The organism is Rhodoferax sp. TS-BS-61-7 (genome assembly GCF_002943465.1).
GTDB lineage: Bacteria > Pseudomonadota > Gammaproteobacteria > Burkholderiales > Burkholderiaceae_C > Allorhodoferax.
In genome coordinates this window covers 245,489-264,773 of the sequence record NZ_PTQY01000005.1, presented here as the reverse complement: position 1 = coordinate 264,773, position 19,285 = coordinate 245,489, and the positions used below count along the sequence as shown (strand labels likewise).

The following is a 19,285-nucleotide window of genomic DNA, read 5'->3' as shown; positions in this document are numbered from 1 at the left end:
GATGGCCTACGCGGCCACGACCCATTTCGCCAAACTGATCAAACCGACTACCAGCACCACTGCACCGACCAAGCCCACCAGCACCACATGCAGGGGGTTCACTTTGGCCAGATCGTCGCGGTAGCCTTTGCTACTGCGGATACCCAAAAAAGACCACGCCACCAGCTTCACGCTGCGCAGAAACGAGGCCTTGGGCTTGTCCGCCGTATTCACACCATCGGCAGCCATCAGGAGCCTGCGCTTTCTGCAACCGAGGGTTTTACGATCGCAACCGGGGCGGGGGGCGTTTTGCCACCGACCTCAAAAAAGGTGTACGACAAGGTAATCGTACGGACATCTTTGGACAGCTTGGGATCAATCACAAACACCACAGGCCACGACTTCTTTTCACCGGGTTCCAGCGTGTACTGGTTGAAACAAAAACACTCCAGCTTGTTGAAATGCGCCGAGGCCTGCATGGGCGCATAACTGGGAATGGCCTGCGCCGACATGCGGCGGTTTTGCACATTCTGGAATTCGTAGACCACCGTCGTCAGTTCACCGGGATGTACTTGTAATGAACGCTGCGCGGGTTTGAATTCCCAGGGCCCGCGCGCATTGGCATCAAACTCCACGGTGATGGTGCGGCTGGTGTCCACCTGGGTGTTACTCGCCTGCGCCTTCTGGCCGGTCAGCATCTGCTCACCCAAGGCCAGCACATTGATGCCCGTCATTTCACAAATGGTTTTGTAAATGGGGACCAGCGCGTAACCGAACGCGAACATGCCAACGGTGATCACCGCCAGCTTGCCCAACATGCGGGAGTTTTCGCGCTTGAGGCCCATGCTCATTTACCCAGCAGAACCAGGCGTGCCATAAAGCCCACAAAAAACAGCACCGCCACCGAGGCCAAAATCAGGCCCAGGCGTAGATTGGCTTTCTTTTGCTCTGGCGTAGCCATTAACCGATCACCTTGGTCGCTGTGGCGTCCAGCTTGGGTGGGTTCTCGAACGTGTGGAACGGTGCAGGCGATGGCACTTCCCACTCCAGGCCTTCAGCGGCTTCCCAAGGCTTCTGGGGCGCTTTTTCGCCCTTGCCCATCATGGCGGGCACCACGATACAGACGAAGAAATAGACCTGCGCCAGACCGAAGGCAAATGCGCCCACGGTAGCCACGGCATTGAAATCAGCAAACTGCATGGGGTAGTCGGCATACCGACGTGGCATACCCGCCAAGCCCAGGAAGTGCATGGGGAAGAAGGTGATGTTGAACGCAATCAGCGACCACCAGAAGTGGATCTTGCCGCGTGTTTCGCTGTACATCACGCCCGTCCACTTGGGAACCCAGTAGTAGAAACCGGCGAACATGGCATACAGGGAACCTGCCACCAGCACATAGTGGAAGTGGGCCACCACGTAATAGGTGTCTTGCAACTGGATGTCGATGGGCGCCATGGCCAGAATCAGGCCGGTGAAACCACCCATGGTGAATACGAAGATGAAGCCCACCGCAAACAGCATGGGGGTTTCAAACGTCATGGAACCCTGCCACATGGTGGCGATCCAGTTGAAGATCTTCACAGCAGTCGGCACCGCGATCAGCATGGTGGCGTACATGAAGAACAGCTGGCCTGTCACCGGCATGCCGGTGGTAAACATGTGGTGGGCCCACACGATGAAGGACAGGATGGCGATGGAAGAGGTGGCGTACACCATGGAGGCGTAGCCGAACAGCTTCTTGCGGGCAAAGGCGGGAACAATCTGGCTCACGATGCCGAAGGCCGGCAAAATCATGATGTACACCTCGGGGTGGCCGAAGAACCAGAAGATGTGTTGGTACATCACCGGGTCACCGCCGCCAGCGGGGTTGAAGAAGCTGGTGCCGAAGTGGCGGTCCGTCAGCGTCATGGTGATCGCGCCAGCCAACACGGGCATCACGGCGATCAGCAAATAGGCAGTAATCAACCAAGTCCAGGCGAACATGGGCATCTTCATCAGCGTCATGCCAGGCGCGCGCATGTTGAGAATGGTCACGATGATGTTGATCGAACCCATGATGGAAGAAGCACCCAGGATGTGCATGGCAAAAATACCAGCGTCCATGGAGGGGCCCATTTGCAGGGTCAGCGGTGCGTACAGCGTCCAGCCGGCAGCGGGTGCGCCACCGGGCATAAAGAAGGAGCCCACCAGCATGCCAGCCGCAGGAATCATCAGCCAGAAGCTGAAGTTATTCATACGGGCGAACGCCATGTCGGATGCGCCGATTTGCAGCGGAATCATCCAGTTCGCAAAACCCACGAAGCCCGGCATGATGGCGCCGAACACCATGATCAGGCCGTGCATGGTGGTCAGCGAGTTGAACAACTCGGGATTCACCAGTTGCAGGCCGGGCTGGAACAGCTCAGCGCGGATCAGCAAGGCCAAGATGCCGCCGATGATCAACATCGTGAAGCTAAACAACAGGTACAGGGTACCGATGTCTTTGTGGTTGGTCGCAAACACCCAGCGCTGCCAGCCCGTGGGGGCGTGGTGGTGGTCGTCATGGGCGTGGTCGTGGTGGTCTAGTACGGCGCTCATTCTGATGTCCTTCTCAATTCTTTGCGTTCTGTTGGGTGCACATTACTTGCGCAAGGCCAACACATCAGCTGGCTGCACCAGCTGGCCCGTCTTGTTAGACCAGCTGTTTTTGGTATAGGTGATGACGGCGGCGATGTCGGTGTCGCTCAAGGACTTCCAGGCAGGCATCGCACCGTTGTTTTGGCCATTCAGGAGCACCAAAATCTGCTTGCTCTTGTCAGCGTCCAGCACCACGGCAGAGCCATCCACCGGCTTGATGGCGCCAGCGCCCTTGCCGTTGGCCTGGTGGCAGGCTGCGCAGTTTTGTGCGTACACCTTCTCGCCACGCTTGCTGATGTCGTCCAAGGTCCAGACCTTGCTCGGGTCGTCTTGCTTGGCAGCCATTTTCTTTTGTTCGGCAGACACCCAGGCGGAGTAGTCTTCTGCCGACAGCACCTTCACATGGATGGGCATGTAGGCATGTTCTTTGCCGCACAGCTCGGCGCACTGGCCGTAGTAGTCGCCGACCTTTTCAGCACGGAACCAGGTGTCGCGCACAAAGCCGGGGATCGCATCCTGCTTGATACCAAAGGCTGGCACCATAAAAGCGTGGATCACGTCATTGGCAGTGGTGATGATGCGGACCTTTTTGTCCACGGGCACGACCAGCGGGTTGTCCACTTTGAGCAGGTAGTTGTCGATCGACTCACCCTTCTTGGGGCCGCCCGCATCAGACATGGCGCGCTGGTCGCTATCCAGGGTAGACACAAAACCGATGCCTTCACCTTCGCCCTTGAGGTAGTCGTAGCCCCATTTCCACTGCATGCCGGTGGCCTTGATGGTCAGATCGGCGTTGGTGGTGTCTTTCATGGCAACCACCACCTTGGTGGCAGGCAGGGCCATCAGGATCACGATAACAAAAGGAACAATGGTCCAGATGATTTCCACGGTGACCGACTCATGGAAAGTCGCCGCCTTGTAACCCTGGGACTTGCGGTGTTTCCAGATGGAATAAAACATCACGGCAAACACGGCGACAAAAATGACCGAGCACATGATGAGCATGAACCAGTGCAGCCATTGCTGTTCGCGGGCAATGTTGGTCACCGCAGGCGGCAGATTCAATTGGTTGACTGCGGGCCCGCCCGGCAAATCATTGACAGCATGTGCCAAGCTCAGTGCCGCTGTGCCAACCCACGCGCCCACCGCCAGCAAGGGGGTAGCCAGTTTGTTCAATATGCTCTTCATCGTATTCACTTTTCTAAGCCCCAAAATTACCAAATGCGCTGCAGCTGCACGCGGCCCGTCAGGCTGCGCGCAGCGCGAGTCGGATTTCTTTGGCAAGCAGCGGACGCAGCTCTGGCCTGATAAACCGACCTACCCGGATAGTTTTGCCACGCCCTGACAACTCGATCAAAGATCCGTTGCCAGCCCGCGGCTCGACCCTTACCCATTCCCTCGGAAACTCGGCACGCTCCAGCTTGCCCGCACTTTCCCATTCCACCACCAGCTGCCCCTCCTGCAAGGAGATATGCTCGCCGTCGGTGGCATGCCGGGCATACGCCAGAAACGCCAAACCCACTGCGACCAGCTCAAGGGATGCAAAGGGAATCACCAAGGGCGCGCCCTGGAACCAGAAAAACATCCCGATCCCAAGCGACACCACACACAGTGACACATACAGCCAGACCAGTTGCAGTGGCGTAACCGAGCAGTTACGCCGCAAAAACCACTGAACGTGCCGCCCTTGTACCGTCGCAAAGCGAAAAACCAGATTCGTCATGCGTCTTGCCCGAAAAGGCCCGGTCGTTACCGAACCGGGACGAGACTGCAGGGGGAAATGCCGTTACCTCTTATTCCTAGCATTGTAGTGCAGACAACCTGTTGATCCGCCTCAAAAAGGCAAACCACCAGCCTCGGGTAATCGCCTAGGCACCACCCTTGGGGCCCGCAGGGCCGTGCTTGAGAACGGATCGCATTTGCTCCAGTGACACGGTCGTCTCGGCCTGGATGTTCAGACGGGGTGCGGGCTTGAAGGCGTGCCCATAGACCACCTCAAAGGTGAGCTGCAAACGCCCATCACCTGCGGGCGAGGCGAGTCCTTCTGCCAACGCGGCATGCAGGCGTGCCAGCCAGGCGCGTGAGCGCAAGCCCGCAAACCGCTGGGGGTGCAGGTTGCGCCCCAGCGAGCGCAATTCGGCCAGCAGACTTTGGGGTGTGGAATAGGTCAAGGTGATGCGCTCCATGTCCATCACCGGCTCGGCGAAGCCCGCATGGACCAGCATGTCGCCCCAGTCATGCATGTCGGTGAACTCATGGCCCGCCACCGGCCAACCCAGGCGCGCATAAACGGCGCGCAACTCACGCAGCGTGTCCGGCCCCAGGCACGAAAACATGGCAAACCCATCGACCGCGATCAGGCGGTGCCACTCGGCGATGAGCGCTTCGGGGTCAGCCGCAGTATGCAAGGCCATATTCGCCCACAACATCTGCACCGGCTGCGCAGGCGCCTCAAACGTCACCGCAGGCCCCGTCCAGCCACGGGGATTCCACCAGGGTTTTGCTATTAAATTGCGAGCTGCTTGCGCACGACCTGCGGTGCTTTCAAGCACAAAACAGTCTGATTCCGGGTAACGCTTGCTGAGCAAGGCTTGGGCCTGCAAACCACCCTGCAGGGCGCCCCAGTGCACCCACTGCCGGGGTTTTTGCACGATCCACTGCAGGCGTTCCTCCATGCGACGCGCCACCTCTTCGTGCAACCAGGGCGACTCGGTCTGCTGCGGTGGCAGGGTGGCCCAGCGGGTGGCGGCAACGGGGTCGATGGTGGGGGGGCGCTGGGTGCTCATGGGGTGGGTGCGGAAAGCGCTGGCGAGTATATTGCCTGCATGTTCCTCCAGCTGCTCCAGGGGGTATCGCAGCGCCTGCCCAGCCGGTGTGCCGTGTGCCACGCCTGGCCGGCCCATGCCGTGTGTGAGGACTGCGTGGCCCAGTTCGCGCAACCCGTGCACCGCTGCGAGACCTGTGCCCTGCCCCTGCCCGCTGGCATGCCGCGCTGTGGCACCTGTATCACCACCCCACCGCTGTGGGACGCCGCGCTGGCCGCCGTGCCTTACGCTTACCCCTGGTCAGGCCTGGTGGTGGAGTTCAAGTTCCAGCAGCACCCGGCCTGGGCCCGTACCCTGGCCACGCTGATGCGCAGCGCCCCCTGGGTGGAGCCGGCCCTGGAGGCCGCGCACTTGGTGCTGCCCCTGCCCTTGTCGGCACAGCGCCTGCAGACGCGTGGTTTCAACCAGGCACTGGAACTGGCGCGCCACCTGGCACCCGGCAAGGTCCACACCGAACTGCTGCTGCGGGTGCGCGACACACCACCCCAAAGCAGCTTGCCACGCCACGCACGCCTGCGCAGCGTGCAAGGGGCGTTTGCCGTGGAACCTCTGCGCGTGGGTGCATTGCGGGACCGGCACGTGGTGCTGGTAGACGATGTAATGACCAGTGGCGCCTCGCTGCACGCCGCCACGACCGCCTTGCGCACAGCAGGAGCCGCGCACATCACGGTACTGGTTTTTGCGCGAACCGAATGAATGGCCCCCACGGTCGCGCGACAATAGCAGCCATGTTCCATATCGTTCTGGTCGAGCCCGAAATCCCTCCCAACACGGGCAATGTCATCCGCCTGGCGGCCAACACCGGCTGCACGCTGCACCTGGTGGAGCCGCTGGGGTTTTCCATGGACGACAAGCACATGCGCCGTGCGGGGCTGGATTACCACGAGTACGCAGCGCTCAAGCGCCATGCGGACTGGCAAACCTTTTTGGACACCGAGCAGCCCGCCCCGGATCGCATGTTCACGCTGACCACGCGCGGAACGCGCAGTCCTTACGCGGTGGCATTTCAGCCGGGCGACTGGCTGGTGTTTGGTTCGGAGACCAAGGGAATTTCAGACACGGTGCGCGCTGCGTTTGACGCCCCGCGCAGCCTGCGGCTGCCCATGATGGCGGGGCAGCGCAGCTTGAACCTATCGAACGCGGTGGCCGTGACGGTGTTTGAGGCCTGGCGGCAGCAGGGGTTTGCCACCCCCAGCGTTTAAGGGTACTGGCGCGCCAGCGATTCGGCCACGCAGACCGGTTTGGGCGAGCCCTCGCGCTCAATCGTCACTTCCCAAGTCTGCTGGCGGCCGCCGTTGTCGATGGGGTCGCTGGCCAGCAGTTTCACCTGGGCACGCAGGCGGCTGCTCACCGGCACCGGGGCGATAAAGCGCACCTTGTTCAAGCCGTAGTTCACCCCCATGCGCGCCTCGGTCACGGTGATGGCGCTTTCAAAAAAGCGGGGGATCAGCGACAGCGTGAGGAAACCGTGTGCGATGGGTGCACCAAACGGGCCAGCCTTGGCGCGCTCCACGTCCACATGGATCCACTGGTAGTCGCCCGTGGCTTGGGCGAACAGGTTGATGTGTTCCTGGGTGACGGTGATCCACTCGCTGGTGGCCACGTGTTGGCCCACCAGGGCGGAAAGTTCGGCTAGGGTGGCAAAGGTTTTCATGCTGTCCACTGTAGCCAGCCGCGGCGCACCGGCGTGTCCGCCGGGTGACAAACAGGCCTTCTGTTCTGACTACTTGGCGTTCAACCAGCGGCAGATGGGTTCCCACTGCACCAGGTCGCGCTCTACGCGGCCCGGCGTGACGTCAAACACCGTAAGCCCGCGGGCGGCAAGCTGGATGTAGTTTTGCGTGTCGCGCACAAAGCCCAGCACCGGCAGGCCCAGACTGTCGACAAAGGTATGCAACTGGTCGGCTGCGCGGGTGCGCTCGTCCACGCGCATGCCCACGATGCCGATCTGCGTCTTGGCGGCATGGGCGCTGTCGGCCAGCTCGTCCAAAAAGGCGCGCGTGGCAAAAATGTCGAACACGCTGGGCTGCAGCGGCACCACCACCTTGTCGGCGAGTTTGAGCACTTCCTTCAGCCGCTTGCCATGCAGGCCGGCCGGGGTGTCCAGCACCACATGGGTGGTGCCCTTGGGCGGTTTGGCGATTTGGTCGTCGCCCACCTCCCAGCTGCTGATGGGCCGCGCCGCGGCGGGCCGCAGCGTGAGCCAGAGCCGGGAGGACTGTTGCCGATCGGCATCCCCCAGCATGACGGCATGCCCCTGGGAGGCAAAGTAGCCCGCGATCTGGGTGGACAGGGTGGACTTTCCCACCCCGCCTTTGGGATTGGCGACAACAACCACGGGCATACACGACTCCTTGGAGGGTGGAACTGCGCTATGTTATCGGCATGGACACCGAACACCAAGCACCGCCCGCCACACCGACCAAACCCGTTTACGTGGTCGCCGCCCACCCCAACTGGCGCGAATCCCGCGTCAACCGGCGCCTGCTGCAGGCCGCCCGCGCCGCCGACACAGCCACCGTGTGTGACCTGTACGCGCGTTACCCGGACTACAGCATTGCCATCCCGACGGAGCAGGCCAGGCTCCAAGCGGCACAACTCGTGGTGCTGTTGCACCCGGTGCAGTGGTACTCCATGCCCGCGCTGCTCAAGCTCTGGCTGGACGAGGTGTTGACCCACGGCTGGGCCTATGGCGGCGGCCACGCCCTGCAGGGCAAAGACCTGTGGCTGGTGGCCACCACCGGCGGACCCGAGGGTTCGTACCACCCCCAGGGCTACAACCGCTATTTCTTCGATGCCTTTTTGCCGCCTTATGAGCAGACCGCCGCCCTCTGCGGCATGCGTTTTCTACCCCCGATGGTGCTGCACGGCGCACACCGCGTGGACAGCGCCGAGGTGGACAGCCACGTGGCCATGTTCGCCGAGCGCCTGGCCAGCTACCCGGCATGGCCCGAGCTGGACGAGATGGAAAGCTGCCCGGCCTGTGTGGTGCCTGACACGGACCGGCCGACCCATAGCGACTTGAGCGTCGCCGGGCCGCCCCAAGACGCGAGGGCCCCCTCGGGGGGCAGCGCAGCACACGCAGTGGCAAGCGTGGGGGCCAGTAACTAATGGAACACGCACCGACCTGGCTGATCAACAGCTTCATCTATTTAAGTGCGGCGGTGATTGCCGTGCCACTCTCCAAGGCCGTGGGCCTGGGCTCCATCATTGGTTACCTGGCGGCGGGCATTGCCATTGGCCCCTGGGGCCTGGGCCTGGTGACGAATGTGGAAGACATCCTGCACTTTGCCGAGTTTGGTGTGGTGCTGATGTTGTTCCTGGTGGGCCTGGAGCTGGAGCCCAAGCGGCTGTGGAACCTGCGCCGCTCCATCTTTGGCTGGGGCAGCCTGCAGGTGCTGGGTTGTGCGCTGCTGCTGGCGCTGGTGGCCATGGCCTGCGGCGTGGGCTGGCGCCTGGCCGTAGTGGCCGCGCTGGGCCTGGCCCTGTCCAGCACGGCCATTGCGCTGCAGGTGATGGGCGAGCGCAACCTGCTGCCTACCCGCAGCGGCCAGGCGGCGTTTTCCATCCTGCTGTTCCAGGACGTGGCAGCCATCCCCATCCTGGCGCTGCTGCCACTGCTGGGCGTCGTTTCAGTGACAAATGAGGCCTCAGCCCCCATGGAATATGCGCAAGCAGCTATCAAAATCATAGCTGTCATTGCCGGCATTGTGCTCGGTGGACGCTTGCTCATCCGCCCGCTGCTGCGCTGGATTGCGCGCTCCAAGACGCCCGAGATCTTCACCGCCGCGGCGCTGCTGCTGGTGGTGGGCATCTCGGCGCTGATGCTGCTAGTGGGCCTGTCCATGGCGCTGGGCGCTTTTCTGGCCGGCGTGCTGCTGGCCGAGAGTGAATACCGGCGCGAGCTGGAAACCGACATCGAACCCTTCAAGGGCCTGCTACTGGGCCTGTTTTTCATCGCCGTGGGTATGAGCATCGACTTTGGGGTGCTGCTGCAATCGCCCGGTGTGATGGCGCTGGTGGTGCTGGGGTTTCTGGCCGTCAAAGGCCTGGTGATTTACGCGCTGGCGCGCCACATCCAGCTGCCGTTCCAGGAGCGCCCGGTGTTCACCCTGCTGCTGGCCCAGGGCGGCGAGTTTGCGTTTGTGGTGTTCCAGGCGGCGGCGGGGGCCAAGGTGTTCCCGGCCGAGACCGCATCCCTGCTGATTGGCGCGGTGGCCGTGTCCATGCTGCTGAGCCCGTTGATCCTGGTGGCGGTGGACCGGCTGCTGCTGCCGCGCTACGCGAACTGCGGCGTACCGCAGCTCGAGGAAATCTCCGAGCAGCAAGAGGCGCCCATCGTGATTGCGGGTTTTGGCCGCTACGGCCAGATCGTGGGCCGCCTGCTGACGGCCGAGGGCATTGCTACCACCGTGCTGGACCACGATGCCGAGATGATCGAAGTGGCGCGTAACATTGGTTACCGCGTGTTTTATGGCGACGCGACCCGGCTGGACCTGCTGCGCACCGCGGGCGCGGCCAGCGCCAAGGTGCTGGTGGTGGCGGTAGACGATGTAGAACAGTCGCTGGAGATTGTGGACCTGGCGCAGGCGCATTTTCCGCAGCTGCAGATTGTGGCGCGGGCGCGCGACGTGACCCACTGGAACCAGTTGCGCGACCGCGGTGTGATGCTGGTGGAGCGCGAGCTGTTCGAGTCCAGCCTGCGCAGCGCACGCAGCGTGCTGGAGCTGCTGGGCCACGAGCCCCATGCAGCGCGCCAGACCGCACTGCGTTTTCGCCAGCACAACCTGGACCTGTTCGAGAAGCTGCACCCCCACTACAAAGACAGCTCCAAGCTGATTGCCGTGATCAAACAAGGCCGCCAACAGCTGGAAGAGCAGATGGCGCAGGAACGTGCCGAACAAACCCAGCGCCGGCCCCACAACTGGGATAGGTAATATGCGCCCATGAACGCCGCCAATTGGAATCGCACCCGGTTCGCCTGGGTCAGCACGCTTAAATTCAAAATTGTGGCCATGGCTGCGGTGACCGGGGTGCTGTCTGCGGTGGTCACGGCCCAGTTGGTTCTAAGTACGACGAAGAGCAATATCCAGCAAGTCCTGCTGCAAAGCAACAGTGACGATGTGCAGCGCACCGCCGAGCTACTCTCCACCAAACTGGACATGCTGCAAGGTTCGCTGTGGGCCGTGGCCCGCCAGGTGCGCCCCGAGTTGTGGAGCCAGCCCGAGGCCATGACCCGCTACCTGGCCGACAAGCCTGCTGTGGGTGCCCTGTTTGACAGCGTGCTGGCAGCCCGGGCCGACGGGGTCATGCTGGCACGGCTAGTCAAGGGACAGGCATCGACCGAACTGCCCAACATCGCAGACCGGACCTACTTTCAGCAAAGCCTCAAAACCGACCAGCCTGTGGTGTCCGAACCCCTGGTGGGCAAGGTGAGCAAAACACCCATCCTCATCATCTCCACCCCTGCGCTGGGCGCGGATGGCAAGGTGGTGGGCGTGATCGCAGGCTCGCTAGGCCTGCAGTCCACCAGCCTGTTCTCTGACGTGACACACCTGGCACGCGACACCCCATCGCGCACGCTGGTGATGGACCGAAAAGGCGTGCTGCTGGCCCACCCGGATCCCACACGGGTGCTGGGCCGGGCCGCGGACGAGGAGGGCCTGCGTGCGGTGTACCAGCGCTGGAGTGATATGGGCAGCCCCATCGACACCACCGGCAGCGCCGTACTAAGTGAAGACCACCTGGTGTCCATGGCCGGCATTCCGGTATCTGACTGGGTGCTGGTGCGGCTTACCCCACGGGCCGTGGCTTTGCAACCGGTGCAGGCTGCGCAAGCCACCGCCTGGCAAGCCGCCATGGGTGTGGGCCTCTTGGCCGCGGCCCTGGCGGGGGTGCTGGCCTGGTACTTGACACTGCCCATCTCCAAGTTGCGCAACCGGGCCGAGCGCATGCTGGCCGAGACCGCCCCCTCCAACGAGGGCTGGCCCCGCGATGGCGGCGAAGTGGGCGAGCTGGCGCTGGCCTTTCAACACGTGGTGGAACACCGGCAACAAAAACAAACCGAAACCCAGGCCCTGCTGATGCAACTGGAGGCGGTGCTGGACCATGCCGAGGTGGGCATTGCACTCACCCGCAACGGCCATTTTGAGCTGGTGAGCCGGCACTTTTGCCATATTTTCCGCTGCGAAAAACACCACGCCATCGGCCAGCCCACCCGCATGATCCACCCCTCCGACGAGGCCTACCAGGCACTGTCGGCCCGCGCCCACCCCTCGTTCATGCAGCACGGCGCTTTTGACGGCGAAGTGGAGCTGATCCGCCGCTCGGGCCAGCTGTTCTGGGCGCACATGCGCGGGCGTGCCGTAGTGCCCGGTGACCGCTCGCAAGGCACCATCTGGACGGTGGAAGACGTGACCGAAGCGCGCGAACAGCGCGAGCGCCTGGCCTGGACCTCCAGCCACGACTCACTCACTGGTTTGGCCAACCGCCCGGCCTTCGAGACCCTGCTGGAGCGCGCCACGCTGAACGCCAACACCGAGCCGTTCTGCGCCATGTTCATTGACCTGGACCACTTCAAACAGGTCAACGACACCGGTGGCCATGCCGCCGGCGACGCCCTGCTGCGCGATGTAGCCCACGCACTGGCCGCGCAGGTGCGCCAGACCGACACCGTGGCCCGGCTGGGCGGCGATGAATTTGCCGTGTTGCTGAGCCGCTGCCCCCTGCCGCAGGCCGTGGCCCTGGCCGAAAAATTGCGTAGTGCCGTGGTGGCCTACCGCCTGGCCTGGGAGGGCCAGAGCTTTGGTGTGGGTGCCAGCATTGGCCTGGTGCAGGTCAACGGCAGCTTCACCACCGCGGCCGATGTGCTGCGCGCCGCCGACGCCGCCTGCTACACCGCCAAACAGGCCGGGCGCAACTGCGTGGCCGTGTTCGACGCCCAAACCACCACCCCCAACCCGGAAATGCGCTAAGCCCTTGGCGCGGCACGCCCCCGAATCACTCTTTTGGGGGATGGTGCGCCACTGCCCGGGCCGTTAGCATCGCAGCAGTTTGAATACCAATAATAGGGAGACAAGTTTTGCGTTTTTGCAGCACCGCACGCACCACCGCGTGCCTTCTGGCCGGCCTGGCGGCCGGCATGACCAGCACCACCAGCCACGCCCAAGTGGCTTACGACAAGATCGAAGTGGGCACCACCCTCACGGCCAGTGGCATTGCACTGGGCTTGTTTTCCAAACCCATTCCGCTGCCGGAAGGCCAGTGGGAAGTCGTGAGCAAACACGAAGAAGCTCTGTCCCTTACGGGCGGGCGCAGTGACAGCCCGGGCACCACCCCACGGGTATCGCTCACCCTGCGCAACCTGGACCGCCAAGGTGGCCCCCTGTTTGCGATGGCGCTGAACTTCACGCCCAACTCCCTGCCCATCAACTGGGGCAACCAGCCCTGCACCACCGACAACCCGGTAGGCCTGGTGGACGACTTTGGCCTCAACGCCAGCGCCATGCTCTTCGCCTGCGCCCGCGGCGATGCTATCTCCAACTTTCGGCAACTCCTTGCCAGCGCGCCCAACCACCCCAACAGCTGGGTGAAGTCCACGTTGGCAAGCCTGACGCCCTACGCCAGCGACTTCCCGGTCAGCGCGGTGCTGATCAACGTCTATGGCAACAAATTCCGCGGCAAGTCCATGGGCATCACCTTCCTGCTGCGCGCCGATGCCAACCTGGATGCGAGCCTGGCCTACCGCGGCCACCTGCAGGGCTGGATACACGAGACCGGCACCCGCTGGATGAAGGTGCTGGACAACGAGGCCACCCCGCTGCCCGGCCCTGCCACCTACTGGGCTTCCAAATAAGCGCGTGTACGGCGGGCTGGCTCAGGCCAACCCGTCCCACAGCAGCTTCACACCAGTCAAGAACATGCCGGCGTACAGAAAGCGGTAGAAAAGCTGCTGGCTGATGCGCCGCGCCAGGCGCACGCCAATCCACACACCCACCGGGGCGATGGGCAGCAGCACCAGGCTGGTGGCCATGTTGCGCATGTCCAGCAGGCCCAGCATTCCATAGGGAATCCATTTGCTCAGGTTCACCACAAAGAAGAAAAACGCCATGGTGGCGGTGAACTTGAGGGGAGTGAGCTTGAGCGGGATCACATAGGCGTTGATGGGCGGGCCACCCGCATGGGCAATGAAGCTGGTAAAGCCCGAGGTGGCGGTGAGCATGGCGCCCAGCCAGCGCGGCGGTGGTGCGCTGTCGGGCTTGGGCGGAAACAACAAGCGCTGCGCCAGAAACAGCAGCGTGAAACCGCCCACCAGCGCCGCCACCGTGTGCGGGTTCAGCACCTTGAACAACAGCGCGCCGATGGCGATGCCCACCAGCCCACACGGAATCAGAAACTTCAGCAACGCCAGGTCAAAGTCTTTGCGAAACGCCGCCATGCCCAGCACGTCCATGAGGAACAACACCGGCATCAGGATGGCGGCAGCCTCGGGCACCGTGACGGCAAGCGCCATCATGGGCACGGCCAGAGAGCCAAAACCCGCGCCAAAGCCACTTTTGCTGATGCCCAGCAGCAACACGGCGGGGATGGTGACGGCGTAGAAAAATGGATCGGTGATCAGCGGAAAGGTCATGAATATGGGTGTTTTAGGGCTCTAGCCCCCGTGGATACTGCGTGAGCAGCTTCCAAAACCATAGCAACCAGCCGCCCTACACACGCGCCAGCACCACCGCCATGCCCTGCCCCACACCGATGCGCATGGTACACAGGGCCCGGCGCCCGTGCGGCCCTGGGGGCATGCCCGCAAGGCCGCACCGGAGTGACAGACGCGTGCTAACCTTGGCCCCATGTTCAGTCCCTCCCAAGAAGACGTACGTCGATTTTTTTGCTCTACTTATGCCAAGGCCCGCTCAGGTGTTGCGCTGGAAGCTATTGAAACCATAGCATCCCAGTGGATGGACGAGCACCCCGAGTACGCCGCCGACTTTGCCGATGTGGACACCGCGCTGGCCACCATGTACGAGGCCACCGAGGGCCGCACCAACCCGTTTTTGCACCTCTCTATGCACCTGTCGATCAGCGAGCAGTGCAGCATCGACCAGCCGCGTGGCATTCGCCAGGCGGTGGAGCTGCTCACGCACAAGCGCAACTCGCTGCACCAGGCGCACCACGAAGCTATGGAATGTTTGGGCACCATGCTGTGGGAAAGCCAGCGCGCCGGTCGCCCACCCGACGGCAATGCCTACATTGCTTGCGTGCAGCGGCACGCTACCAAAGACTGATCAGGCCCGGGCGGCTGCGAGCAGCCCTTGCACCCAGGCCTCGGCCTCGTCCGCCGTGGCAAACACCTGACAGGCCGGCCAACCGGCGTGTGCAAAACTCTGCACCAGCAAGGCGGGCATGAAGTGGCTGCCCTCCACCTCGGGCGCCATCACAAAGGCCGTGCCCACCGGGGCCAGGCCTTCCTGTACAAACTTGCGCAATTCCCCGGTCAACGCCGTCAGCGCTTCGGGGCCGGCCAGTGCACTGCCGTGCACGATGACCACTTCGGCACACGGCCCCTGGGCACACAACAAGGCATAGGCCTGGTGCAAGATGGGTCCGATCGCCTCGGCCAGTTCCCGGTTAAACGGCCCCACCACGTCGGTGCGCAACACGTCACCATCAATGCGCCAGTCTGCCCGTCCATGGGGGCGAAACAAGGCCTTGCCAAGACCCTCGGTCGAGAAAGGCTGGTCGCGGGAAATAGTCATGGCACCAGTCTAGGAGCGATGACTCACCGCCACAAGCAGGGAAAACCAGACACAAAAAAGCCGCTCAAGAGCGGCTTTTTTGGGGAGGTGCTGTCCGGTTTAACGGAAGCGGTTTTGAGGCACGACCTTGAGGTCGGTTGGCAGCTTGCCCAGGTAATTGGACAGCTCTTTGAGCTCGGCATTGGTGAACTGCTTGGCCACACCGCCCATGATGGCGTTGCCGCGGCCCACTTGGGCGTTGCCTTCTACCTTGTAGGCCTTCAGGGCCACGAACAGGTAGTCGCTGTGCTGGCCAGCGATCTTGGGGTAGGTGGGGTCGATGGGTTTGCTGAACGAATCGCCGTGGCAGGAGGCACAGGCGCCTTTGGTCAGCAGCGCGTTCACTTTTTCCGAGGCCTCGGGCGCCTTAGCCAAGGCTGGAGCACCTTCCACCGCACCGCTGGCTTCGTAGTAGGCGGCCAAGTCGGCGATGTCCTGGTCGGTCAGCGAGGCAGCAATGCCGCGCATGGACGCGTGTTTGCGCTCACCGGTTTTGTAGGCGTTGAGGGCGGAGGCAATGTACTTGCCGCCCTGGCCCGAGATCTTGGGGACCTTGTGGATTTCGGGGAAGCTGGCTTGGTAGCCCACAATGCCGTGGCAGCCAATACACATGGCGTTCTTCTTTTCGCCAGCCTTGATGTCACCTTGGACGCCCTGGGCGTGGGCAGCGAAAACGGTCACAGAGGCGACAAGCGCAGCGGACACGGAGAAGAGGAATTTGTTCATTTTGCGGGGACAATCCAGACGGTGATTGATATAAATCAGCCTGCCGATTATATCGACCACCACCCGTGCCCTTTGCAGGCTTTTTCTGCCTCGTTGGGTCCGCCCATCCTTGCCCTGTCCGCCCACGCCATGAAATTCCACGGAACCAAGAACTACGTCGCCACCCAGGACCTGATGCTGTCGGTCAACGCGGCCATCACGCTGCAGCGCCCGCTGCTGGTGAAAGGTGAGCCCGGCACCGGCAAAACCATGCTGGCCGAGGAAGTGGCGCAGGCGCTGGACATGCCCCTGCTGCAATGGCACATCAAGTCCACCACCAAGGCCCAGCAGGGTCTGTATGAATACGACGCGGTGAGTCGTCTGCGCGACTCGCAGCTGTCCGACATTGACGGCGGCGAACGCGTCAAGGACATCCACAACTACATCATCAAAGGTGTGTTGTGGCAGGCATTTACCGCCGACAAACCGGTCGCGCTGCTGATCGACGAGATCGACAAGGCCGACATCGAGTTCCCCAACGACCTGTTGCGCGAAATCGACCGCATGGAGTTCTACTGCTACGAAACGCGCGAGCTGATCAAGGCCAAACACCGCCCGCTGGTGTTCATCACCTCCAACAACGAAAAAGAACTGCCTGACGCGTTTTTGCGCCGCTGCTTCTTCCACTACATCAAGTTTCCCGATGCCACCACCATGCAGAGCATTGTGGAGGTGCACTTTCCCGGCCTGAAGAAAGAGCTGCTGGCCGCGGCCATGAAAACCTTTTTTGAGGTGCGCAACCTGCCCGGCCTGAAGAAAAAGCCCTCCACCAGCGAACTACTGGACTGGCTCAAGCTGCTGCTGGCCGAAGACATTCCACTCGAAGCACTGCAAAGCAAGGACGACAAAATGGCCGTCCCCCCGCTGGTAGGTGCGCTGCTGAAAAACGAGCAGGACACCACGCTGTTCGAAAAACTGATGTTCATGCAACGCCACAACCGCTAAGCCACACCCCATGAAAAACAATCCAATGATCGAAGGCGTGTCTGACGCCGTGGGCTTTGTGGGCGGTGCGCTGCTCGGCTTCTGGGCCGGCCGCCTGCTGGGGCTGGATGTGTTTGCGCCAGGTTACGGCGCCGCCAGCATTGGCGGCATCGTGCTGGTGGGCTTGGGCGGTGGCCTGGGCCTGCAACTGGCCCGCCGCTGGCGCAACCGCAAAACACCGTCGGACAAGGAATAACCATGGCCTTTGTGGAACCCGTCACCCTGGCCGCCCGCGGCGTGAAGTTGGTCCCGCTGGGCCTGGAACATGAGGCCGGCCTGCGCGCTGCGGCCGCTGATGGCGAGCTGTGGACCCTGCGCATCACCTCGGTGCCCGAACCTGAATACACCCGCAAGTACATCGACGACGCGCTGTCCATGCGCGAGGCTGGCAACCGCTTTGCCTTCGCCGTGACGGACGAAGCCACTGGCCGCGTGCTGGGCAGCAGCAGCTACCACGACATCGTGCCCGCCGTGAAACGTGTGGAAATTGGCTACACCTGGTACGGCAAAAGCAGCCAGCGCAGCCACGTCAACACCACCTGCAAACTCTTGCTGCTGACCCACGCGTTTGAAACCCTGGGCTGCCATGTGGTGGGCTGGCGCACTGATAACTTCAACTTTGCGTCCCAGGCCGCCATCGAGCGCCTGGGCGCGAAGAAAGATGGCGTGATCCGCGGCCACGCGCTGCGCCGCGACGGCACCATCCGCGACACCGTGATGTACAGCATGCGCAGCGGCGAATGGCCCGAAGCCAAGGCACAGCTGCTGTACTTACTGGACAAGCCGCGCGCCTGATACGCGCAAGGAGCACCCTATGCTGCTGGACTTTTTCTACACCCTGCGCTCTGCCAAGCTGCCGGTCTCGGTCAAGGAATACCTGACCCTGCTGGAAGCCTTACAAAAAGGCGTGGTGGGGCCGATGACACCGCAGCCCGAAGATGCGTCCGAGCCCACGGGCTACACGATTGACGACTTTTATTACCTGAGCCGCACCACGCTGGTGAAGGACGAGAAACACTACGACAAGTTCGACCGCGCCTTTGCCGCCTATTTCAAAGGCGTGGAGATGATTGCCGACTTCACCAAGGACATTCCGCTGGCATGGCTGCGCAAGAACCTGGAGCTCAACCTCAGCCCCGAAGACAAGGCCAAGATCGAGAAAATGGGCTGGGACGAGCTCATGGAGACGCTGAAAAAGCGCTTTGAAGAGCAGAAGGAACGCCACGAAGGCGGCAGCAAATGGATTGGCACCGGCGGCACCAGCCCGTTTGGCGCCAATGGCTACAACCCCCAGGGCATCCGCATTGGACAGGACAAGGGCCGCAACAAAAGCGCCGTGAAGGTGTGGGACCAGCGCGCCTACAAAGATTACGACGACACCCAGGAGCTGGGCACACGCAACATCAAGGTGGCGCTGCGCCGCCTGCGCAAGTTTGCGCGCGAAGGCCACGAGGACGAGCTGGACCTGGACGAAACCATCAGCAAGACGGCAGCCAACGCGGGCTACCTGGACATCAAGATGCGGCCCGAGCGCCACAACAACGTCAAGGTGCTGCTGCTGATGGACGTGGGCGGCACCATGGACGAGCACATTGCGCGCGTGGAAGAACTGTTCAGCGCCACCAAGACCGAGTTCAAGCACCTGGAGTTCTATTACTTCCACAACTGCGTGTACGACTACATGTGGAAGAACAACCGCCGCCGCTTTGCCGAGAAATTCAATACCTGGGACATCCTTCGCAAGTACAACAAGGACTACAAGCTGATCTTTGTGGGCGACGCGACCATGAGCCCCTACGAGATTTTGCAGCCCGGCGGCAGCGTGGAATACAACAACGAAGAGGCCGGCGCCGAATGGCTACAGCGCCTGACCAGCACCTTCCCCAAGTTCGCCTGGATCAACCCCGAGCCCCAAGGCGTGTGGCAGTACCGCCAGAGCATCAGCGTGATCCAGCAGCTGATGCACAACAAGATGTACCCGCTGACCCTCAAGGGCCTGGAAGAGGCGATGCGCCAGCTGACCAAGTAGACAGTGCCCCCACGCTCCGCCGCTGCGCGGGTCGCTGCCCCCCAAGGGGGCGCATTTCCCTGGCGGGGCTGACCGCCAAGCGGTTCAGAGCGCCTTGGGGCGGCCCGGCGGCGAAACCGGCCGCTCCCTGTGCCCCCTTACAATCCCGGCTCGCTGGTCTCCGTAGTTCAATGGATAGAACGGCCCCCTCCTAAGGGGCAGATACAGGTTCGATTCCTGTCGGGGGCACCAGCCTTTTCAGAATGCTATGAACTTGATAGCTGCTCGCGCAATATCCACGGGCCATTCAGCCACTT

At 62.4% G+C, this 19,285-nt stretch carries 23 protein-coding genes and 1 tRNA gene; 12 read left to right on the top strand and 12 right to left on the bottom strand.

Annotation, left to right across the window (positions count from 1 at the left end):
* Nucleotides 1-6 precede the first annotated feature (6 nt).
* The 7 genes from C5F53_RS14970 to C5F53_RS14945 all read right to left on the bottom strand — a co-directional run bounded on the left by C5F53_RS14970 (nt 7) and on the right by C5F53_RS14945 (nt 5,381).
* Nucleotides 7-228 carry a DUF2970 domain-containing protein gene (locus tag C5F53_RS14970; RefSeq protein ID WP_105262177.1) on the bottom strand — a complete coding sequence of 74 codons (222 nt, stop codon included), beginning with the start codon at nt 226-228 and terminating at the stop codon, nt 7-9.
* Nucleotides 228-824 carry a cytochrome c oxidase assembly protein gene (locus C5F53_RS14965; RefSeq protein ID WP_105262277.1) on the bottom strand — a complete coding sequence of 199 codons (597 nt, stop codon included), beginning with the start codon at nt 822-824 and terminating at the stop codon, nt 228-230. The genes C5F53_RS14970 and C5F53_RS14965 overlap by 1 nt, the downstream gene beginning before the upstream one ends.
* A gap of 2 nt (nt 825-826) precedes the next feature.
* Nucleotides 827-940 carry a cytochrome oxidase small assembly protein gene (locus C5F53_RS20580; RefSeq protein ID WP_236635383.1) on the bottom strand — a complete coding sequence of 38 codons (114 nt, stop codon included), beginning with the start codon at nt 938-940 and terminating at the stop codon, nt 827-829.
* Nucleotides 940-2,556 (bottom strand): cytochrome c oxidase subunit I, encoded by a 1,617-nt coding sequence (ctaD, locus tag C5F53_RS14960; protein ID WP_105262176.1) that lies wholly within the window; start codon nt 2,554-2,556, stop codon nt 940-942. Before ctaD ends, C5F53_RS20580 begins: the two co-directional genes overlap by 1 nt.
* Before the next feature lie 42 nt (nt 2,557-2,598).
* Complete coding sequence (gene coxB, locus C5F53_RS14955; protein ID WP_105262175.1) at nt 2,599-3,783, bottom strand: cytochrome c oxidase subunit II; 1,185 nt, start codon at nt 3,781-3,783, stop codon at nt 2,599-2,601.
* Nucleotides 3,784-3,841: 58 nt separating this feature from the next.
* Nucleotides 3,842-4,318: a DUF2244 domain-containing protein gene (locus C5F53_RS14950; protein ID WP_105262174.1), complete on the bottom strand. Its 477-nt coding sequence runs from the start codon at nt 4,316-4,318 to the stop codon at nt 3,842-3,844.
* A gap of 145 nt (nt 4,319-4,463) precedes the next feature.
* Entirely contained in the window at nt 4,464-5,381 is a 918-nt protein-coding gene (locus tag C5F53_RS14945; RefSeq protein ID WP_105262173.1) for a biotin synthase, read from the bottom strand.
* A gap of 39 nt (nt 5,382-5,420) precedes the next feature.
* Here C5F53_RS14945 and C5F53_RS14940 point away from each other — a divergent pair, with 39 nt between their 5' ends.
* Together C5F53_RS14940 and trmL are read left to right on the top strand one after the other, a co-directional pair.
* Nucleotides 5,421-6,116: a ComF family protein gene (locus C5F53_RS14940; protein WP_105262172.1), complete on the top strand. Its 696-nt coding sequence runs from the start codon at nt 5,421-5,423 to the stop codon at nt 6,114-6,116.
* Between the two features lie 32 nt (nt 6,117-6,148).
* Complete coding sequence (gene trmL, locus C5F53_RS14935; RefSeq protein ID WP_105262171.1) at nt 6,149-6,622, top strand: tRNA (uridine(34)/cytosine(34)/5-carboxymethylaminomethyluridine(34)-2'-O)-methyltransferase TrmL; 474 nt, start codon at nt 6,149-6,151, stop codon at nt 6,620-6,622.
* Here trmL and C5F53_RS14930 read toward each other — a convergent pair.
* Nucleotides 6,619-7,074: a MaoC family dehydratase gene (locus C5F53_RS14930; protein ID WP_105262170.1), complete on the bottom strand. Its 456-nt coding sequence runs from the start codon at nt 7,072-7,074 to the stop codon at nt 6,619-6,621. The genes trmL and C5F53_RS14930 overlap by 4 nt on opposite strands.
* 69 nt (nt 7,075-7,143) lie before the next feature.
* On the bottom strand, nt 7,144-7,764 hold the full coding sequence (locus tag C5F53_RS14925; RefSeq protein WP_105262169.1) for a ParA family protein: 621 nt from the start codon (nt 7,762-7,764) through the stop codon (nt 7,144-7,146).
* Nucleotides 7,765-7,805: 41 nt separating this feature from the next.
* Here C5F53_RS14925 and C5F53_RS14920 point away from each other — a divergent pair, with 41 nt between their 5' ends.
* From C5F53_RS14920 to C5F53_RS14905, 4 genes are all read left to right on the top strand, one after another.
* Nucleotides 7,806-8,531, top strand: a complete 726-nt coding sequence (locus C5F53_RS14920) for an NAD(P)H-dependent oxidoreductase (protein WP_105262276.1) — start codon at nt 7,806-7,808, stop codon at nt 8,529-8,531.
* Nucleotides 8,531-10,357 carry a glutathione-regulated potassium-efflux system protein KefC gene (gene kefC / locus C5F53_RS14915; RefSeq protein WP_105262168.1) on the top strand — a complete coding sequence of 609 codons (1,827 nt, stop codon included), beginning with the start codon at nt 8,531-8,533 and terminating at the stop codon, nt 10,355-10,357. The genes C5F53_RS14920 and kefC overlap by 1 nt, the downstream gene beginning before the upstream one ends.
* A gap of 9 nt (nt 10,358-10,366) precedes the next feature.
* Nucleotides 10,367-12,394, top strand: a complete 2,028-nt coding sequence (locus tag C5F53_RS14910; RefSeq protein WP_105262167.1) for a diguanylate cyclase — start codon at nt 10,367-10,369, stop codon at nt 12,392-12,394.
* Between the two features lie 167 nt (nt 12,395-12,561).
* Nucleotides 12,562-13,275 carry a hypothetical protein gene (locus C5F53_RS14905; protein ID WP_146097371.1) on the top strand — a complete coding sequence of 238 codons (714 nt, stop codon included), beginning with the start codon at nt 12,562-12,564 and terminating at the stop codon, nt 13,273-13,275.
* A gap of 21 nt (nt 13,276-13,296) precedes the next feature.
* Here C5F53_RS14905 and C5F53_RS14900 read toward each other — a convergent pair whose 3' ends face one another.
* On the bottom strand, nt 13,297-14,052 hold the full coding sequence (locus C5F53_RS14900) for a sulfite exporter TauE/SafE family protein (RefSeq protein WP_105262165.1): 756 nt from the start codon (nt 14,050-14,052) through the stop codon (nt 13,297-13,299).
* Nucleotides 14,053-14,266: 214 nt separating this feature from the next.
* On the opposite strand from C5F53_RS14900, the gene C5F53_RS14895 reads away from it, so the two are divergent.
* Nucleotides 14,267-14,701 carry a DUF1841 family protein gene (locus C5F53_RS14895; protein ID WP_105262164.1) on the top strand — a complete coding sequence of 145 codons (435 nt, stop codon included), beginning with the start codon at nt 14,267-14,269 and terminating at the stop codon, nt 14,699-14,701.
* Here C5F53_RS14895 and C5F53_RS14890 read toward each other — a convergent pair whose 3' ends face one another.
* Together C5F53_RS14890 and C5F53_RS14885 are read right to left on the bottom strand one after the other, a co-directional pair.
* On the bottom strand, nt 14,702-15,172 hold the full coding sequence (locus C5F53_RS14890; RefSeq protein WP_105262163.1) for a hypothetical protein: 471 nt from the start codon (nt 15,170-15,172) through the stop codon (nt 14,702-14,704).
* Between the two features lie 99 nt (nt 15,173-15,271).
* Complete coding sequence (locus C5F53_RS14885; RefSeq protein WP_105262162.1) at nt 15,272-15,937, bottom strand: cytochrome c; 666 nt, start codon at nt 15,935-15,937, stop codon at nt 15,272-15,274.
* Nucleotides 15,938-16,066: 129 nt separating this feature from the next.
* Between C5F53_RS14885 and C5F53_RS14880 the strand changes: the two genes are divergently transcribed.
* The 5 genes from C5F53_RS14880 (at nt 16,067) to C5F53_RS14860 (ending at nt 19,220) form a co-directional block, all read left to right on the top strand.
* Nucleotides 16,067-16,921, top strand: coding sequence for a MoxR family ATPase (locus C5F53_RS14880; protein WP_105262161.1), 855 nt, complete (start codon nt 16,067-16,069; stop codon nt 16,919-16,921).
* Nucleotides 16,922-16,931: 10 nt separating this feature from the next.
* Nucleotides 16,932-17,156, top strand: coding sequence for a hypothetical protein (locus C5F53_RS14875; RefSeq protein ID WP_105262160.1), 225 nt, complete (start codon nt 16,932-16,934; stop codon nt 17,154-17,156).
* A 2-nt stretch (nt 17,157-17,158) separates the two neighbouring features.
* The gene (locus C5F53_RS14870; protein ID WP_105262159.1) at nt 17,159-17,755 is read left to right on the top strand and encodes a GNAT family N-acetyltransferase; all 597 of its coding nucleotides are present in this window, start codon (nt 17,159-17,161) and stop codon (nt 17,753-17,755) included.
* A 19-nt stretch (nt 17,756-17,774) separates the two neighbouring features.
* A complete protein-coding gene (locus tag C5F53_RS14865) occupies nt 17,775-18,989 on the top strand; it encodes a VWA domain-containing protein (protein WP_105262158.1) in 1,215 nt (404 codons plus the stop codon).
* Between the two features lie 156 nt (nt 18,990-19,145).
* Nucleotides 19,146-19,220: transfer RNA gene (locus C5F53_RS14860), tRNA-Arg, on the top strand.
* Nucleotides 19,221-19,285 lie beyond the last annotated feature (65 nt).

Excerpts from the sequence above, each read along its gene's own strand:
- C5F53_RS14970 (WP_105262177.1), bottom strand. The coding sequence starts at position 228 with ATGGCTGCCGATGGTGTGAATACGGCGGACAAGCCCAAGGCCTCGTTT.
- C5F53_RS14965 (WP_105262277.1), bottom strand. The coding sequence starts at position 824 with ATGGGCCTCAAGCGCGAAAACTCCCGCATGTTGGGCAAGCTGGCGGTG.
- C5F53_RS20580 (WP_236635383.1), bottom strand. The coding sequence starts at position 940 with ATGGCTACGCCAGAGCAAAAGAAAGCCAATCTACGCCTGGGCCTGATT.
- ctaD (WP_105262176.1), bottom strand. The coding sequence starts at position 2,556 with ATGAGCGCCGTACTAGACCACCACGACCACGCCCATGACGACCACCAC.
- coxB (WP_105262175.1), bottom strand. The coding sequence starts at position 3,783 with ATGAAGAGCATATTGAACAAACTGGCTACCCCCTTGCTGGCGGTGGGC.
- C5F53_RS14950 (WP_105262174.1), bottom strand. The coding sequence starts at position 4,318 with ATGACGAATCTGGTTTTTCGCTTTGCGACGGTACAAGGGCGGCACGTT.
- C5F53_RS14945 (WP_105262173.1), bottom strand. The coding sequence starts at position 5,381 with ATGAGCACCCAGCGCCCCCCCACCATCGACCCCGTTGCCGCCACCCGC.
- C5F53_RS14940 (WP_105262172.1), top strand. The coding sequence starts at position 5,421 with ATGTTCCTCCAGCTGCTCCAGGGGGTATCGCAGCGCCTGCCCAGCCGG.
- trmL (WP_105262171.1), top strand. The coding sequence starts at position 6,149 with ATGTTCCATATCGTTCTGGTCGAGCCCGAAATCCCTCCCAACACGGGC.
- C5F53_RS14930 (WP_105262170.1), bottom strand. The coding sequence starts at position 7,074 with ATGAAAACCTTTGCCACCCTAGCCGAACTTTCCGCCCTGGTGGGCCAA.
- C5F53_RS14925 (WP_105262169.1), bottom strand. The coding sequence starts at position 7,764 with ATGCCCGTGGTTGTTGTCGCCAATCCCAAAGGCGGGGTGGGAAAGTCC.
- C5F53_RS14920 (WP_105262276.1), top strand. The coding sequence starts at position 7,806 with ATGGACACCGAACACCAAGCACCGCCCGCCACACCGACCAAACCCGTT.
- kefC (WP_105262168.1), top strand. The coding sequence starts at position 8,531 with ATGGAACACGCACCGACCTGGCTGATCAACAGCTTCATCTATTTAAGT.
- C5F53_RS14910 (WP_105262167.1), top strand. The coding sequence starts at position 10,367 with ATGAACGCCGCCAATTGGAATCGCACCCGGTTCGCCTGGGTCAGCACG.
- C5F53_RS14905 (WP_146097371.1), top strand. The coding sequence starts at position 12,562 with ATGACCAGCACCACCAGCCACGCCCAAGTGGCTTACGACAAGATCGAA.
- C5F53_RS14900 (WP_105262165.1), bottom strand. The coding sequence starts at position 14,052 with ATGACCTTTCCGCTGATCACCGATCCATTTTTCTACGCCGTCACCATC.
- C5F53_RS14895 (WP_105262164.1), top strand. The coding sequence starts at position 14,267 with ATGTTCAGTCCCTCCCAAGAAGACGTACGTCGATTTTTTTGCTCTACT.
- C5F53_RS14890 (WP_105262163.1), bottom strand. The coding sequence starts at position 15,172 with ATGACTATTTCCCGCGACCAGCCTTTCTCGACCGAGGGTCTTGGCAAG.
- C5F53_RS14885 (WP_105262162.1), bottom strand. The coding sequence starts at position 15,937 with ATGAACAAATTCCTCTTCTCCGTGTCCGCTGCGCTTGTCGCCTCTGTG.
- C5F53_RS14880 (WP_105262161.1), top strand. The coding sequence starts at position 16,067 with ATGAAATTCCACGGAACCAAGAACTACGTCGCCACCCAGGACCTGATG.
- C5F53_RS14875 (WP_105262160.1), top strand. The coding sequence starts at position 16,932 with ATGAAAAACAATCCAATGATCGAAGGCGTGTCTGACGCCGTGGGCTTT.
- C5F53_RS14870 (WP_105262159.1), top strand. The coding sequence starts at position 17,159 with ATGGCCTTTGTGGAACCCGTCACCCTGGCCGCCCGCGGCGTGAAGTTG.
- C5F53_RS14865 (WP_105262158.1), top strand. The coding sequence starts at position 17,775 with ATGCTGCTGGACTTTTTCTACACCCTGCGCTCTGCCAAGCTGCCGGTC.